The 17334-nt window shown below is 29.9% G+C and carries 7 protein-coding genes; 4 read left to right on the top strand and 3 right to left on the bottom strand.

Going from position 1 to position 17334, the window contains the following annotated elements:
• Nucleotides 1-3 precede the first annotated feature (3 nt).
• Both SJY27_RS00020 and SJY27_RS00025 read left to right on the top strand, forming a co-directional pair.
• Nucleotides 4-3012: an ATP-binding protein gene (locus tag SJY27_RS00020; protein WP_397446189.1), complete on the top strand. Its 3009-nt coding sequence runs from the start codon at nucleotides 4-6 to the stop codon at nucleotides 3010-3012.
• A gap of 410 nt (nucleotides 3013-3422) precedes the next feature.
• The gene (locus SJY27_RS00025; RefSeq protein WP_397446190.1) at nucleotides 3423-3611 is read left to right on the top strand and encodes a hypothetical protein; all 189 of its coding nucleotides are present in this window, start codon (nucleotides 3423-3425) and stop codon (nucleotides 3609-3611) included.
• A 462-nt stretch (nucleotides 3612-4073) separates the two neighbouring features.
• Here the strand turns inward: SJY27_RS00025 and SJY27_RS00030 are convergent, their stop codons facing one another.
• Nucleotides 4074-4457: an HU family DNA-binding protein gene (locus SJY27_RS00030; RefSeq protein WP_397446191.1), complete on the bottom strand. Its 384-nt coding sequence runs from the start codon at nucleotides 4455-4457 to the stop codon at nucleotides 4074-4076.
• 2023 nt (nucleotides 4458-6480) lie between these two features.
• Nucleotides 6481-11892, bottom strand: coding sequence for an SdrD B-like domain-containing protein (locus SJY27_RS00035; protein ID WP_397446192.1), 5412 nt, complete (start codon nucleotides 11890-11892; stop codon nucleotides 6481-6483).
• A gap of 727 nt (nucleotides 11893-12619) precedes the next feature.
• Here SJY27_RS00035 and SJY27_RS00040 point away from each other — a divergent pair.
• Nucleotides 12620-15430, top strand: a complete 2811-nt coding sequence (locus SJY27_RS00040; RefSeq protein WP_397446193.1) for an ATP-binding protein — start codon at nucleotides 12620-12622, stop codon at nucleotides 15428-15430.
• Between the two features lie 434 nt (nucleotides 15431-15864).
• Here the strand turns inward: SJY27_RS00040 and SJY27_RS00045 are convergent, their stop codons facing one another.
• The gene (locus tag SJY27_RS00045) at nucleotides 15865-16254 is read right to left on the bottom strand and encodes a response regulator (RefSeq protein WP_397446194.1); all 390 of its coding nucleotides are present in this window, start codon (nucleotides 16252-16254) and stop codon (nucleotides 15865-15867) included.
• Nucleotides 16255-16950: 696 nt separating this feature from the next.
• Between SJY27_RS00045 and SJY27_RS00050 the strand changes: the two genes are divergently transcribed.
• Complete coding sequence (locus tag SJY27_RS00050) at nucleotides 16951-17331, top strand: Hpt domain-containing protein (protein WP_397446195.1); 381 nt, start codon at nucleotides 16951-16953, stop codon at nucleotides 17329-17331.
• Nucleotides 17332-17334: the final 3 nt, after the last annotated feature.

A 17334-nucleotide genomic window follows, 5' to 3' on the forward strand; every position in this document is an offset into this window, starting at 1 on the left:
TTTATGAAAACTCAGATCCTCTTAACCTCCATTTTTTGGATTGCCATACAATATACCTCCTTATCTAATGCCACTGCACTGCATTGTAAATATGATTCTCTAAAAAGCAAATTTGCCAAAAATTACGAGCAGGACTCTACGAAAACAATCCCTAAAAAATACAACGAAAAATCTTTAAAAGAATCTGAAAAGGATAAGGTTGCAAAAGCACTCATTATTAAATCTCAAAGCTATACCACAGACAGTTTTAACTATTATGTTTACAAAGGGTTGCATATGACCTCAAATAAAAACATAGAAAGTATAGGTTATTTTGCCTTGGCTCGTTTTTATATGAACAATCCAGAACACAGAGATTCTACCTATTATTATGCAAAGAAAGCATTGGAATATACAGATAGTGGCAATATTAAAAACAAGGCTCTTGTAATGCTAACCCATTATTTTTTAAAAAAAGAAGATTATACAACGTCTAAAAAATGGAATTTGCAAGCCTTGGCCCTAGCCCAAAAAAGAAACGATAGTTCAAACATGGTATTTGCGTACCAAACTTTAGCAGAAAATTACACCCACCAAGACTACTTTAGTTTGGCTATTGCAGAACTAGAAAAAGCCATACCTTATATAAGTAGTAAAACAGCAATGGGTGGTGTTATTTATTTAAAAATTGCTGAACTTATAATGACTATTGATGAAAAAGACCCAAGACAGGTAGATTATTTGCTAAAAGCAATCCAGTTCTATGAAGGTAAAAATAGTTTAGAAAAAAATGCACTGAATTGTTACCAAGGTTTAATAACCGTATATTTTAATACAGGTAAACCTGAGGAAGCTTTAAAAGCCTTAGAAAATTTTGAAACCAAGGTAACACTTTTTGGTGAAAAGTATATAGCCTATTACGCACCTATTATAGCCTACCATAAGGCTTGGTATTACCAAGAAACTAACAAAAACGAACTTGCCATTAATGCGTTTAAAAAAGTGCTATCTACTGCAGATTTTAATACGTATAAGACTATGCATGCCAAAGGCAATTTACAATTGGGTAAACTACTCTTTAAAACCAATACCACCCTTGCAAGGGAACATCTTTTAAAAAGTCTTAAAATTTTTAAAGAATATAAATGGAATGCCTCAGTTATAGAAACATACAACCTTTTAAAACAAATTAATGAAAATGAAAAAGATTACAAAAAGGCGTTAACATACGCTAATAGTGCTCAAAAATTAAGCGATAGTTTGCAAAAAATAGAAAAAAACATTGCTATAGAAGAGTTTTTAATTAAAGGTAAAACTAAAGAAAAAGAATTAGAAATTGCCAATTTACAACGCCAAAAAGCACAACTAGCAACCATTTATACCCAAGAAAAACGATTGTATGGCCTTAGTGTTTTGTTGGTAATTATTGTTTTATTGCTTGTTTTTACCTTTATCTATTTTAAAAGAAAAAAGAAAAATTATTTGCAAGAACTTGCCTTGGCAAAAGAGAAAGAATTCTTGGTACTTAAAAACACCATTCTCGAAAACATGTCGCATGAAATAAGAACACCCCTTAGTATTATAAATGGTTATTTGCATTTAATAAAACAGCAAAACATACACTCACCAGAAACTGGTAGGTTTGCAGATTTGGCTACTAAAAATAGTAATAACATTCTAACTACGTTTAATAATTTTTTAAATGTGATAAGCAACCAACCACAAAAATTGCAAATAGTGCCAAAAACAAAGAATCTAGATCGGTTTTTTACAGCTATTATGGAGTCGTTTTCAGGCTATGCCAGCATAAAAAATAGTGGTTTGTATTACCAAACTAATTTTAATGATACTTTATCTATCGCTTTCGATTTTGAAAAACTCGATAAAATTACAACCAACCTATTATCTAATGCTATTAAATATAACAACTCTCAAAAAAATGTGTATGTGAGTGTTGCTGTTGATGAAACAACACTAACTTTGGTGGTAAAAGATGAAGGTATAGGAATTTCAAAAGAAGAGTTGAGCAGTATTTTTGATCGTTTTTATCAATCTAAAAAACACAATGTTACAGGAGGTTTTGGTATTGGATTATCTTTTGTAAAAGAATTGGTAACCCTTTTAAAAGGAACAATTGCTGTTGAAAGCGAAGAAAACTTAGGAACTGTTTTTACTGTTAAACTGCCTATTGTTACTAATAATATAGCCTTACATTTAAAAAATTTAAAACCAACTTACAAGCCAATAAGTGTGATACTTGATGCCGTAAAAAGTAATAACAACTTACCTAAAATACTTATAGCGGAAGACAATTTAGAAATGATTGCATACCTAAAAGAAATTTTAACAGGTATTTATAATTGTACTTTTACATTTAATGGAGCAGAAGCACTAGAAAAGGTAAAAACAGAAAGTTTTGATCTTATTATTTCTGATTATAAAATGCCTGTGATGAATGGATTGGATTTTAAAAAAGAATTAAACAAGGTAAAGGCCTACGAAAAAATTCCTTTTTTATTACTTACCGCTTTTACTTTTAATGATGCAGAAAAATTGCAATTACGTTTAGGCATCGAAGATTATGTAGTTAAACCCTTTACCTACTATGAACTAGTTACTAGGTTAAGAAAATTGTTAGAAAACACGTTGCATATTAAAGCAATACAAAATATAGACGAACCTGCAGTAGTTGATGGATATGTTGCTGAACTAATTGAAAAAATAAAAAAATTAGTACTCACTAATTTAGCGAATTCAGAATACAGTATTGCAGATTTGGCTAGCGATTGCAATTATGGTCAAAAACAATTAGGACGCATTATTAAAGGAAATACAGGTTTAAATCCTGTTCAATTGATTTTAGAGATTAAATTGCAAAAGGCTTATGAGTTTATTTTAAATAACAAATATGCTACATTAATGGAGGTTATTTATGCCATTGGTTTAAACAATCGTTCTTATTTTAACAAGAAATTTACACAACGTTTTGGTATTAAACCAAGTGAGTTAATAAAGAAATATAGTAACACTTAGCTGCCTATTTTTTTTGTAATCATACTTTTTTAGCAATAAATCTAATATATATTCATAGTTTTATATAGCTGAAAAGATTTTATGGTTAACATTATTATGTTATCTAAACTATTTAACTATTTTGTTATGCTGTTTTGATACAAAACTGTATCTGTTTTATTAAAAAAGAAAAAGTGTGATAAAACTACGAATTAATGGTTCTTTTTTTAAAATAAAATAGTTTAATGTCTAAATAAAATAGCTTACTATTTTAGAAACTATATACATTTACAGGAGTGTAATTCAAAGCCTCTATTCATTTATAAAGCTAAGGGTGGTTCCTTAATATGACTCTTTATATCTTGGATGGGGCTTTTTCTTTTGTAAAGATTGTTTTACAATAATTACTTTAGTACTATAAAAATTAGTTTATGGCTTCAAATTATTTTAACCAAAGAGATTTAAAAAAGAGTGTTCTTAAAGAAGAATGGTTACAAAATAAAATAAAAGCTATAATAGAAGATGCCACTGTTAAAAATTTTCCAGATACTCAACCTACCATAGAATGGGCTGGCAATGTGATTGATTTACTTGAGCTTTTAGGACTAGATGTGCACTAAAAACATAGGTTTAAAAAATTGTAAATAGCTTTTTTTTTACAAAAAACAGCCCCTTTTCTTCAAGTTCTAGGTATTCTTTTTTATGGAAAAACACAGCTATTTTCTACTTTTTTACCTAAAAATTAACACATTTTCAAGGCTTAAGAAAAAAAAATGAACCATTTTTCTTATAAAAACACCCTTTTTTAAGCAAAAAAAGTGTTTTTTGGGTTTAAAAATTGCATCAAGACGCAATATTGGTCGCCTCTTGATGCAATTTTAGTTGCGTCAAGACGCAAAGTGTATTGCGTCTTGACGCGTTGGCACAAAAAAACCTTAAAAACAGTAGTGTTTTTAAGGTTTTAGTGGGTGTTGGCAACACTTTAAAACGTTTTTTTTATCCTAAAAGCCTAGCCTCTTTTTTTAATACTACGTTTATAATAAGCGTTTATTTTACCAACTTTGGCTAAGCTTTTGCATTGGTTAGCTTACTTTGCTATACGACAAATCTGTTAACAATTTTCGCATTTTTTTAGCAGGCCTAAACAAAACCCGATTTTTGGTAATGCCACTAGAAGAAACTTCTTCTTGGGTGTTAAAACCATTAGAACTAAAACTAATTTGAAAGTTACCCAATTTACCCAAGCGTACAATACGCCCTTGTTTTAACTCTCGTACAATATTAGTTTCTAAGATGTTTAAAACCGCCAAACAATCGGTTTCGCTTAAAGCTGATTGTTCAGAAATCATTTCTGCAAGTGTTTCAAAATCTACACTTCCATTGGCAACTACTGCCGCATAAAATTTTTCAGGTGCTGCCAAGTCCTGAGGATTTTTTCTAGGCAACGTTTTATATGTAATACTCATTTTTTTTGTATTTAAATGGTATTGTTTTATATAGGCAACAATACTAAACCTTTATTATTTACGCATTTTAAAGTTCTATACGATGGTATACTATTGTTTGCGTTTTTTACAATAGACTATACATAATGTATAGGAAGTAGTATTTAGTAATTTTAGATCATAAGCGCTTACCTATAGCTTTTGTGGAAAACTATATTTTTTTAAAAATTAAAAATTATTTTTGGTAAGCTGCTATAAGAATTGTAGTTTTGATATTGCGTAATAAAACTGAATACTCATAGAGTGTTACCGTTTTTAAAAGTGTCGTAAGGCCACAAACTTTACGGCATTTTTTTTGTAATAATTGAAAAGTAAATCTAGGCACTTTCTATTAGAATAAAAAGAGAGACTTATTCACAAAAAAGACATAGTTTTTAACAAATAGGCCTGTTTTACCCTATTTTTAAAAAATAGTCTTCTAATTTTTATATTTTAGGAATTTTATGATGTTGTTTTTGTGTCATAACCATAGCGTTTTACTATGCTGAATTTCTTTAAAGATCGCTTACTACAAATATTTGCCTCACCACCATCATTCATCTTGATTTTTTTTGTCTTCGATAACAGAACCTCAAGCAAAAAGTTTTAGCTTCTATAGACGCCCTTAATTACACCATAAAAGATATGGCTACATCTCTGTAACTATAATTAAAAAAGGTATTTGGCTTTATACATAAAATGCAGATATGACGCTCAGTGCAGTTTGTATTCGAAATAATTAGAATACGATTATCAAAGACTTACCAACTCTTACAAGCTATAAAACACCTAACTGATATGAAAAGTGGAAGTGCTTTGTGCCATAGCTCTGATGTTATAAGTAGTTAAAAAAAGCTTGATAGAAAAGCGAGTCATGTATAAAAAAGATTCTAAATGAGAAAAAAATAACGATTGGGTCAAAATAAAAAAGCATCGCCTAGTGGAATAAGAACTAACTTTGAGTGGTGTATGTTAACATCTCCTTTCATTTATAACGACAAGATTGGAGATCCTTAACTTAAAACTTTATATTTTAAAATTCGACTTTTTTAACTCCTAACTAAAATTGTTGATTTTTAAATCCATTTTCTTACAAAACTTATTTTAAGACCCTATAAGAAGTTAAAAACACCCCAAACAACCATAATTGTATATAAAAACGAAAAAGCTCTTTAAAATTCACTTAAAATAAGACGAAATTAATAGCGTATAATAAAAATCAATTTTTAATGCTCTTTAAAATAGTTTCTCTTTATGTTTCCTATTATAGGGTTATATTTTATTGATCTTTAGTAACACCTCTCAAATTTTAGATAGTGTAAAAGCTATTGAAAATACTGTTTTTTCTGAGGATGAAATAGCGCGAATTGATGCTGTTTTAAAATAATTTACTTCTAAAACTATAAGTCAACATAGTTTTATCATAAAAAAGAGGCTGTCTGAAAAGTTAATTTAGCGGTCATTTTGAACGAAGTAGAAATATATAATTGTTTTTCAATAAATAAGATTTCTCCATTACAGTCGAAATGACAAAATGTAATACTTTTTAGACAGCCTCTATATGGTTAATTTTTAAAGATATTCTCTCTAAATTTTATTGTAAAGAATTTCAACTTATTAAGCTGTTCTTGGTATAATTTTCCGTTCCTCAAAATTACTAAAATTAACATATAACTACCTTGTTCGATTTAAAATGCACAATGGGTTATTTAATGATAAGATTTATATCGAAATCACGTTAATTTAAACTCACTTTATAGTATATCAAGTTAAAAAAGGGTTGCATTTTAAAAAAGCTAGTAATATTTTTTAAAAATTGCTCACAAAAAAAGAGAGCTAACCCTAATTAGCTCCCTTGGATATCAATACCTAATCAAAACTCCCCTAATAAGTTATGCGATTATTGATTTTTTTAAAAAACACCCAAATGAATTCATTTGGGTGCTCAGTCACAATATAAATAAGTCCCCCAACTTACTACATTATTGTTTATAATTTAATGGGGCTATCTAAAAATTAGTTTAGACGTTCCATAATCATTTTCTGGAGATGCTACTTTTAATAACATTACACCCGTTTTTACTTTAAAGTCGAAATCTAATTCGTTTTTACCAGCAGTCAACTGCACTTTTTGATTGTAAATTACTTTACCAGTAATGTCTGTTAAAGTTACATTAGCTTGTGTATCAGTTTCACTGAATAATAATAAGTTTACATTACCTTTAGAAGGGTTAGGGTATGCCATAAACTCATTTTCGAATTTTTCGATTTTAGCTATGATTTGATCTTCAACTGCAGTTTTGGTAAATCTCACATCAGAGATTTCTAAATCCAATTCTTTAGTTTGTGCTTCAACAGGTAAGAAAGTAAATGCTAAAGTTGTTAAATCATCTGCTGTCATTTTAGCTAAAGTTCCAGTAGAACTAAAGTAATCGAAAGGTACATAATAGGTAGTTTCATCTTCTGATAAGTCTACCATAACTCTGTATTGTGCTTTCCAATCTTCGATAGAAGATTTGATTAACCCTAACTCCATTAAACCAGAACCTTTCGCTGTGAATGCTAAGTACTTGTACTCAGAATAATCTGCAGATATAGTACCAGGTAATAAAGATTTATAAATGGTTAAGTAATCATCCTGGCTTGTTGCTTTAATTTCAACATTTCTTTGGATTGCGTACTCATCATCATTATATTCTCTATCAAAATCATTCCATACAAAGTAATTTTTGATTTCAGTATAACGCTTGTCATAATCTAAGCCCCAGTTACCATCAGCATGATAAAAAGCATCACTTACTTCTCCATCTACTTTAATTAAACCATCATATTCATAACCATCAGCAATGTCTAAACGTAAAGCTTGTTGAATTTCTGTAGTTAAAGTATTGTCTCTAAACTTGATGTTGTTTGCAGTTTCTGAATACAACTCTACCATTGATACATCAGCGGTATTACCTTCTTGCGTACTTCTTAAGGCTACGATTAACTCACCTTTTTCTCTATAAATTTTAGATGCGTATGTTTCTGGGAATTTCTGTACTTCTGTTTGTTGTACAGGAATAAAACCATTCAAGTTTTCTAAAATATCAGCAACCATTTTCTGAGTGTCTTCTGGTTTGGTAGACCAAACTTGGAAGTTGTACACATCATTAAACTTGGTATAGTCATTTACATACCAGTTTGTTTGAATGGTGTAATTGCTATCGTTATTGTTCTTAGCAGTTGCAAAAGAAATTGCATATTCAATAACGCCATTTCTTTGTTTGATACCTTGCATTAAGAAGTTATAACCAGCTATCTGCATTTTTTGCACATTAAGTATTTCAGCACCTCTTAATCTATCACAAGACGCTTTGGTGTGGTTGTATACTTTATCAGTAGTTTTGATACCTAATACTACCCCTTTGGTTTGACCATCTATAGAGAAATCTACAGACAATACTTCGTCAGCTACAGTGTAATCTAAAATATCAGTAGGTGATGTTACATTAGCCACATTACCAGCTACTAAAGCTTCAGGGAACATGTCTAATAATGTTTGTCCTTTACCTTGGTAAGGTTGTACTGATTTCATTTTAGACTTGTTGTACAAGTTTTCAGAAGACTTTACAAATTCAGTTGGAACAGAATTCTTTTTTCTACCTACGTAGATTTTAGAGATAGCATCTCCTAAAGATTCAGATTCTACACCACCACCATTACCACCAGTGGTTCCACCAGAAGGTACAGCATAAGCAAAATCTTGTTCTAGATTGTCTTGTCCTTGTGGTAAAAATAATGAACTTGTATTGGCTGAACTTACTCCATCAGCATCAAAAGTTTGACTTAAATCTCCAACAGATTTTCCTGCTGGTAAACCACCAGTTACAGTACTTACATCAACAGTAATGGTATAATTTCCTGCTGGTAAATTATCAAATAAATAGTTACCATTTGCGGTTGTTGTTGTTGTTAAATCATCACTTATATCACCAGGAGTACCTGGATCTAAAGTTACAGTTGCATCTTTTAATCCGTTTTCACCGGCATCTAATATTGCATCTCCATCAGTGTCATACCAAACCGTATCTCCAATAGAACCTAAACCTTGATAACCAAAATCTTGATTAACATTGTCTTCACCAGCAGCTAAAATTACATCAGAAGTATTAGGTGTTGCAATTCCGTCAGCATCATAAGTTTGTTGTAACTCATTTATTGTTACCCCTGCTGGTAAACCACCAGTAACTGTAGTAACATCTACACTTACAGTGTATGTACCAGCTGGTAAATTATCGAATAAATAATTTCCGTTAGCGTCAGTAGTTGTTGTTAGATCATCACTTGGATCTGCTGGAGTTCCAGGGTCTAAAGTTATAGTAACTCCTTCTAATCTATTTTCACTAGCGTCAACAATACCATCAGCATCAGTATCATACCAAATTGTATCTCCAATAGAACCTAAACCTTGGTAACCAAAGTCTTGATCTAAGTTATCTTCTCCTGCTGCTAATGTATAATCACTGGTGTTTGCTGTACCAGTTCCATCATTATCAAAAGTTTGCGATAAATCTCCTACAGTGATTCCTGCTGGTAAACCTGCTGTTACAGTGCTTACATCAACAGTAACTGTATAATTACCTGCTGGTAAATTATCGAATAAATAATTACCATTCGCATCAGTAGTGGTTGTAGTATCATCGCTGTTATCTAAAGGCGTTCCTGGATCTAAAGTTACAGTTGCACCTTGTAAACCAGATTCTCCATTTTGGGCTCCATTTCCATCTGCATCATACCAAACTGTATCACCAATTGAACCCAGCCCTTGATAAGCAAAATCTTGTTCTAAATTATCTTGACCTTGTGGTAAAGTTAATGTACTTGTATTAGCAGTGATTATTCCATCAGCGTCATAAGTCTGTGTTAAATCAGCAGCATTAATACCTGCTGGTAAACCACCAATTACAGTACTAACATCTACGCTTACAGTATACGTACCATCAGGTAAGTTATCAAATAGATAATTTCCATTTGCACTTGTTGTAGTTGTCAAATCATCGCTATTATCTGAAGGTGTTCCTGGGTCTAAAGTTACAGTTGCACCTTGTAAACCATTTTCTCCTGCATCTAATATTGCATCGCCATCAGCATCATACCAAACTGTATCTCCAATAGAACCTAAACCTTGGTAACCAAAATCTTGATCTAAATTATCTTCACCAGCTGCTAAAGTATAATCGCTAGTATTTGCAGAACCAGTTCCATCAGCATCATACGTTTGCGCTAACTCATTAATTGTAATTCCTGCTGGTAAACCTGCAGTTACAGTACTTACATCTGTAGTTACAGTATAGTTACCTGCTGGTAAATTATCGAATAAATAGTTACCATTAGCATCAGTAGTAGTTGTAGTATCATCGCTGTTATCTAAAGGTGTACCTGGATCCAAAGTTACAGTTGCACCTTGTAAACCAGATTCTCCATTTTGGGCTCCATTTCCATCTGCATCATACCAAACTGTATCACCAATTGAACCTAAAGCAGTATATGCAAAGTCTTGATCTAAATTAGTTTGTCCTTGAGCTAAGGTTACATCAGATGTATTTGCAGTTGCAATTCCATCATTATCGAAAGTTTGTGTTACATCTACTACTGTTACACCTGCTGGTAAACCTGCAGTTACTGTACTTAAATCTGTAATTACAGTATAGTTACCTGCTGGTAACGTATCAAACAAATAGTTTCCATTTGCGTCTGTAGTGGTTGTAGTATCATCACTTGCATCAGCTGGCGTACCTGGATCTAAAGTTACAGTTGCACCTTGTAAACCTGGCTCTCCTGCTTCTTGTGTTCCATTTGCATTGGTATCAAACCAAACTGTATCTCCAATACTTCCTGCAGCAGCTGCTTTATAACCAAAGTCTTGGTCTAGGTTATCTTCGCCTGCTGCTAAAGCTACACCAGATGTGTTTGCAGTTCCAGTTCCGTCATTATCAAAAGTTTGCGATAAATCTCCTACAGTGATTCCTGCTGGTAAACCTGCAGTTACTGTACTTACATCTGTAGTTACAGTATAGTTACCTGCTGGTAAATTATTAAATAAATAGTTACCATTAGCATCAGTAGTAGTTGTAGTATCATCGCTGTTATCTAAAGGTGTACCTGGATCTAAAGTTACAGTTGCACCTTGTAAACCATTTTCGCCATTTTGAGCACCATTTCCATCAGCATCATACCAAACTGTATCACCAATTGAACCTAATGGTTGTGCACAATTATATACATATTCTACAGTAATAGTCATTTCAGATCTCCAAGAGAACGATGATGCAACATTTCCTGCACCAGTTGCTACTGATGAACTAGTAGTTTGTACTGTAAAAGGTACTTGACCCGTTCCTGTATACAAGGCTAAATCTGCAGCACTTGTGTAATTTTCTACTCCTGCAGATGTATAACTACCAAAATCTGTTACAAAATCATCATCTGTTGTAGCATCTCCTGTTGCATTTGTTACCCAATATGGGTGTAATCTAACATCTCTACCATTATAATGTTCATTTTCAGCCCAATAAGAACCATTTGAACCAAAAGTCATTCCAAATAATGTAGAACCAAAAGCATCACCAGGATAAGTTCCTTGAGCTGGAACAGCTATACCAACAGGTAAGTTTTCAGACCCATTTAGAATATTAATTGCGTTTGTTGTTGTTGCACCACCTGTAAGAATTAACTCTTCTGTAATATCTTGTGTGTAGGTTACAGTTGACGCAGCATTATCCTTGGTTTCTAATATTAAAGAACCTGCATATTTATTTGAGTACGTTACATTAACGGCTGTTAAGGTTCTTGTAGCCGAAGTTTCGAATTTTGGTATTGTTAACTGATTATTACCATTACCCTGTTTTAATGCCATATAGGTATATGATATCGAATTACCTGTTGGTGCACAAGCTGCAGGCGCACAAGCACCAGGATCTGTAACCGTATAATTTACTGCTGGATATGCAGGGTCTGCACCTAAGACAGTTGGAGTTACTGTAACAATAACATCTCCTGCACCAGGTGTTGCACCTTTTACCATAAACATTGTTTCAATACCAAACCTAATACGATCACCAGTGTAACCATCTGCAGTTTCTATAGCCACAGGATTTCCATTTTGTGTTGCTGAAACTCCATAATACCAATTTCCTTTAACTATGGCTGCTGGTACTGTTGGGTTTAAATTAAATGTGATAAAATCATCTCCAGTTGCATCTAAGGTTCCGTTATTATGACAGGAAACAGCTGTTGGGTTTGTAAAAAACATTGCTGCATTTACGCTATCAGAATTAAAATTTCCTATATTCTTCCAGTTAAACTGGTAGTCGTCATAAAAGGAACTGGAATCTGTTCCTGGGTTTTCTATGCCTATGGCATACGATGTATTCATGACTGACAATAGAATTATCAGCATAAATGAAAATAGTTTAGTTTGTTTCATACTTACTAGGGTTATTGAAATTTAGATTAATATTTGGGTTTATATTATACTTCTTAATTAACTCTAAAAAAGTATCTAGATACTATTAAGATTTAATTAGAATTAGGTAATTGGTACTATTTAGGGGGGTGAACTGTTGAATTAGATATTTAAGAGGGAAACTATTCTTGCAAATGTTTTTTAGTTCATTGTAGATTGTGTTTTTTTACAAAAATCGGGTTTGATATACCTGTTTTTTGTAGTAAAAAATTGATGATAAAAGGGGGTGAAAATTTCAATTCAAATAGTTTAATCATTATACTCAATTTAAAGTTTTAATCTGGGGGATTAAATTCAAATTTGATTTTTGAAAAACCGGAGGTTAGTCTACAATTATTAAATAATTGATTCGGGGAAGTCTAATTTGATGTTGCAAATATAATTGCAATAAATTCTTTTTCTAGTTTTATCGCGACATTAAAACTTCTATTAAAGACAATAGGTAAATTGTTATAAAGGGTAAAATTTTACTTTAAAATTGTTTTTTATGTCTAGATTATATCTTAATAAAAAATATTTTTTTAAGACATTTTAGCACTCAAAAACGTCGTAAATTGGTTTTTTTAACTTTAAATCTTTTGTGATTTTTTTATTGCAAAAAAAAAAATCATTTTAGCTATAAACAAATTTAGAAATCATGAAAAAGATTTTTGTTATCCTATTTTTGCATTCATTTTTATTGACTTTTGGTCAAATAACGAATGCAAAAATAGACACTGCATATTTTCAAGAGCGATATAAGAAAATTAGATCTGATGGTCCTAAAGTTGCTATGGATTCAACTCGAAAAAAATCAATTTTATGTAGTGATGAAATTAAAACGATACTAAATAATTATAAAGCTGAAAAAGGGAAAACCTATAAAGCAATTGAAGATGTGTATTACAAACTACAGGCTTTAATTTTATTCTCTTACGTAGTAAATAACCAATACGATTCAGTAATAAAATATTACAAAGTTATTGAGAAAAACTGTAAGAACCCTAATACTTTAGGAAGTACCAATAATTACAGATCTTACGCAGAATTGGATAGAGGTGATATAGTAGCGGCTCTTTTTTACATAGAAGAGGCAATTAAAAACTTTAAATTAAGTGGTAATAAAACTTCAGAAAATCTTGCGTTTTTTTCGTTGATAAAAATACATCTAAGCACTAACAATTTTACGATAGCAAAAGAACTTTTAGATGTTTTTGAAAAAGAAAATGATATTACAAAACTTACTAACTCTGAAAAAGCAGATTACAACGTTTTTAAAGCAGATGTTATTAATGAACTTGAAAGTAGTGAAGAAGCGATTCTGTTTTTAAATAAGGTAGATTTAGATATTTTTAAAGACGATTTTCGTAGGTTATTTAATTATCAAATAATTTTAACAAGGTTGTATTTAAAAACAAAAAGATACAAAAAGGCACAATTAGCTTTAATAAATGTAAAAGATAATAATGCGAATTTAGAATACATTTCTAGTTATAATACTTTATCTGCTGAGACTTATTTAGGATTACAAGATTATGACAAAACTTTATATTTTTTAAATAAAATAAAAGAAAACCTCAAAGAAAATTATCTGCTAAATGACCATATAATTTATAATACTGTTTATTACAAATATTATAAAGCTCAAGGTGATTTTAAAAAAGCACTTCGCTTTTTAGAAGTGGCAGATGCTAAACAAGATTCTTTAAATTCAAAAGCATATAAATTAAAAACAGCTGTACAAAATTATAGAATTAAAAAAGATAGCCAATTATTACTTTTAGAGGAAAAAAATAAGGTAAAAGATGCGCTAATCATTAAAAATAGAAATTTTTACATCTATTTAACCATTTTAGTATCCCTTATCATTTTTTTAGTAATGTTATATGTTAAAAATAAAAAAACCTATGAACTTAAGCTACAGAATATAAAAGCGCAAGAGATTACTAATCTTAAAAATACATATATAGAAAATTTATCGCATGAAATTAGAACTCCCTTAACCATTATACAAGGTTATGTAGAACTTATAAGAAATAATGTTTTTAATAGTGCAAATGTTTTAAATTATTCTGAGAGATCCTTAATTAGTACAAATGCTATCTTAAAAACGTTAAACGATTTTTTAATGATTTTAAAATTAGAAAAAAAACAATTTTACTCTAAAAAAAGCACTAAAAATATTGGTAAATTTTTAATTGAAACCATTACTGCCTTTGAAAGTATTGCTACATTAAAACATATAAAGTTATATTATAAAACCAATTTTAAAGACTTCAAAGAACATATAGATTATGATTTTTCTAGTCTAGAAAAAATTCTGAATAATTTAATAAATAATGCAATTAAATATAGCAGTTCATCTTCGGCTATATTTATAAAGGCACTATTTACTGAAGAAAATCTTACAATAACCATAAAGGATGAAGGTATAGGAATTGATCAAAAAGAGCTTCCTAAAATATTCTCTCGTTTTTATCAATCTGAAGAAAATAAAGTTAATGGAGGTTTTGGTATTGGGTTGTCTTTGGTTAAAAAACTAACTGAAAGTTTAAATGGCGCAGTTTCAGTTACAAGTAAAAGAAATATTGGCACAACATTTATTGTAAAATTACCTTTAGAAATTAAAAACGTTACAACTGAAGTACAAAAACTAGAGTATACTTTAATCAATAAAATATTAGAAACAGATGGTGTTTTAGAAGATGTTAAAACCACAGCATGTAATAAACCTAAAGTACTTATAGTAGATGATGATGCTTTAATATTACTGTATATTAAGGAGTTATTGAAAACTGATTTTAATTGTACTACTGTTTTTAATGGTGTAGAGGCTATAGAACTTGCCAAAGAGATTCAATTTGATTTGGTAATATCTGATTTGCGAATGCCAGTAATGCAAGGTTTTGAACTTAAACAGAAATTGAATGCTATGGATAACTATATAGATATTCCGTTTTTAATTATTTCTGCATCCATTTATGAAGAAAAATCTGAATCAATTATTAAATTAGGTGTAGACGATTTTATTTTAAAGCCTTTTAAAGCTAATGAACTTTTAACAAGAGTATATAATTTACTAGAAAATAAAATACTTAGAAACAAGTTACAGAAAGAAGAAGCTGCAGAAAAAGTTCAGTTTTTTGGACATTATGCAGAATTGATGGAAAAAGTAAATGAAATTATTCAAAATAATATTGGGAATCAAGATTTTTCGGTAGATGAATTGGCAAAAGAATGTTTTTATAGTAAAAGACAATTGGGTAGAATCATACAGGCTAAAACAGGCCTAACACCTGTAAAAATAATTTTAGAAGTTAGGCTAACAAAAGCGTATGAACTTTTACAGAAAAAAGAATATCAAACTGTTAAAGAAGTAGTATATGCAATTGGTTTGAGTAGTGTTACGTATTTTAATCGGGTTTTCTTTAAAAGGTTTGGTGTAAAAGCTAAAGATTTATTGAACTAAAATTAGATAGAATTTTTTTTAATACAGATGCTATTATTTTAGAAAAATCATCAAAAAAGCCATAATATCTCAAAATAGTTCATTTAAGTCTTAATAAATATCCTTTAAAACCTAGTTACCACCTAACTTTGCACCTAGTGTAATTCAAAGTCATGTTTTACTTATAAAGCAAAGATTGGTTCCTTTATATGGTACTTTATATTTTGAACAGGACTTTACTATTGGTTAAAAATTAGTTTTGCTGCAAACTTTAATAGAAACAATAGTTGATTTCGATAATTTTTGAAATTTAATATTTACAAGATTCAACGTGTTTAAAATTGCATTATTTTTAAATTTAATATTTTTTTTGTTGCTATAAACATAATTTTTATCTTTAATTCAGCAAATAAAAGAGTGGTTTTTAGCGCCAAGTATTTATTCATATTCTGTATTTATAGCATGTAATTACAAATCATATCTATAAAAACATCTCTGTCATATGGTTTAGAAAGGTAATGGTTCATCCCTACCTCAAGGCATTTTTCTCTTTCTTCTTCTATAGAATTGCCAGTTAATGCTATTATTGGTATCGTTAGCTTTAATTCTTCTCTAATGATTTTCGTAGCTTCAAATCCGTTTAAAATAGGCATTTTAAGATCCATTAAAATTAAATCTGTAGTGTTTTTTTTAAGGAAATTTATGGCGTGTTTACCATCTTCAGCCTCAGCAACAAGTACTTCAAGGTCGTTTAATATAACACTCACCACCATTCTGTTCATTATACTATCATCAACAACCAGTACTTTTTTTCCTTTTAAATTGGTATTGCTTTTTTCTATCATGTTTGAATTTAAGGTGCTTTCTACCTGTTTTTAGGTGTAAAAATCAATAGTTATTAATCTGCCATAAAAAAACGAAACCTTTTATGGTTTTTAAAACTTATTTGTGTGCCTATAAATCATATTTGCCAAAATTTATAGCATTATAAAAAGACGATTTTTTATAACACAACTAGGCAAACCATTATTAGTAATTATAGTTTACATAAAATGAGATGTGCTAAAAAATAAAAACCACAAAAAGTTTTTTTAAAATTATAACTTTGTTAGTGATTAAAAAATTAAATATTAGTTTTTTTCTATTAATGTTTTTCTTTTTCAAAAAATATACTATCTTTATGTTAGTATTCCCCAATATTATAAATTATGATAGTTACTACAAAAAAAAGTTTGTACAGATATTTCAGTATTTGTGCAAATGTATTTAAATCATTAGACAACATTATTTTTGTTGATTTTCTCAAAAACAAATATTTTAATGCTCAACATAAATTCGCTTTTTTTAAAAGAATTTATATTTTAAATTGATTTGTATGCCAAAAGCATTTACATTTTTTACATCACATATACTATGTATTTGTGCATTATAAAATGTTACGGATGTTTATTTTTTTACAAATAGGTTATTTTACAAGAAGTAAGTTACTTTTAAAATTTAAATGCTATATTTATAGAGCAAAGAATTAAATAGTTACTATTATGAATTTACCCCCAGATTCCCACCTTTCAAATACCAAATCTTATAATCTTCAAGATGTAGTTACCATGTGTCGTGGTAATAAAGATCTAGTATTAAATATGGTTGAAGTTTTTATAGATCAAATACCAAAATTTATTACAGCACTTAATACCGCTTTTATAGAAAAGAATAGGTTAAATATTAAGAACGAAGTACATAAAATTAAACCAACTGTGCATTTTTTTGGTGCTTTTAAGTTAGAAGAACAACTTTTATTACTGAATGAAAAAGCATTAGATGCTTTACATGAAACAGAGGTTAAGGTTGTTGTTGATAAATGTAATGTATTGGCCAGTGAGGTTATTAACGAATTGAAAAGTGACTATAATTTAAAAAAATAATAC

Origin of the sequence: Polaribacter sp. R77954, assembly GCF_044595335.1 — a bacterium.
GTDB lineage: Bacteria > Bacteroidota > Bacteroidia > Flavobacteriales > Flavobacteriaceae > Polaribacter.

Bases quoted from the DNA above. Each gene is read 5' to 3' on its own strand.
- SJY27_RS00040 (WP_397446193.1), top strand. From the start codon at position 12,620: ATGAAAAAGATTTTTGTTATCCTATTTTTGCATTCATTTTTATTGACT.
- SJY27_RS00035 (WP_397446192.1), bottom strand. From the start codon at position 11,892: ATGAATACATCGTATGCCATAGGCATAGAAAACCCAGGAACAGATTCC.
- SJY27_RS00030 (WP_397446191.1), bottom strand. From the start codon at position 4,457: ATGAGTATTACATATAAAACGTTGCCTAGAAAAAATCCTCAGGACTTG.
- SJY27_RS00045 (WP_397446194.1), bottom strand. From the start codon at position 16,254: ATGATAGAAAAAAGCAATACCAATTTAAAAGGAAAAAAAGTACTGGTT.
- SJY27_RS00025 (WP_397446190.1), top strand. From the start codon at position 3,423: ATGGCTTCAAATTATTTTAACCAAAGAGATTTAAAAAAGAGTGTTCTT.
- SJY27_RS00020 (WP_397446189.1), top strand. From the start codon at position 4: ATGAAAACTCAGATCCTCTTAACCTCCATTTTTTGGATTGCCATACAA.
- SJY27_RS00050 (WP_397446195.1), top strand. From the start codon at position 16,951: ATGAATTTACCCCCAGATTCCCACCTTTCAAATACCAAATCTTATAAT.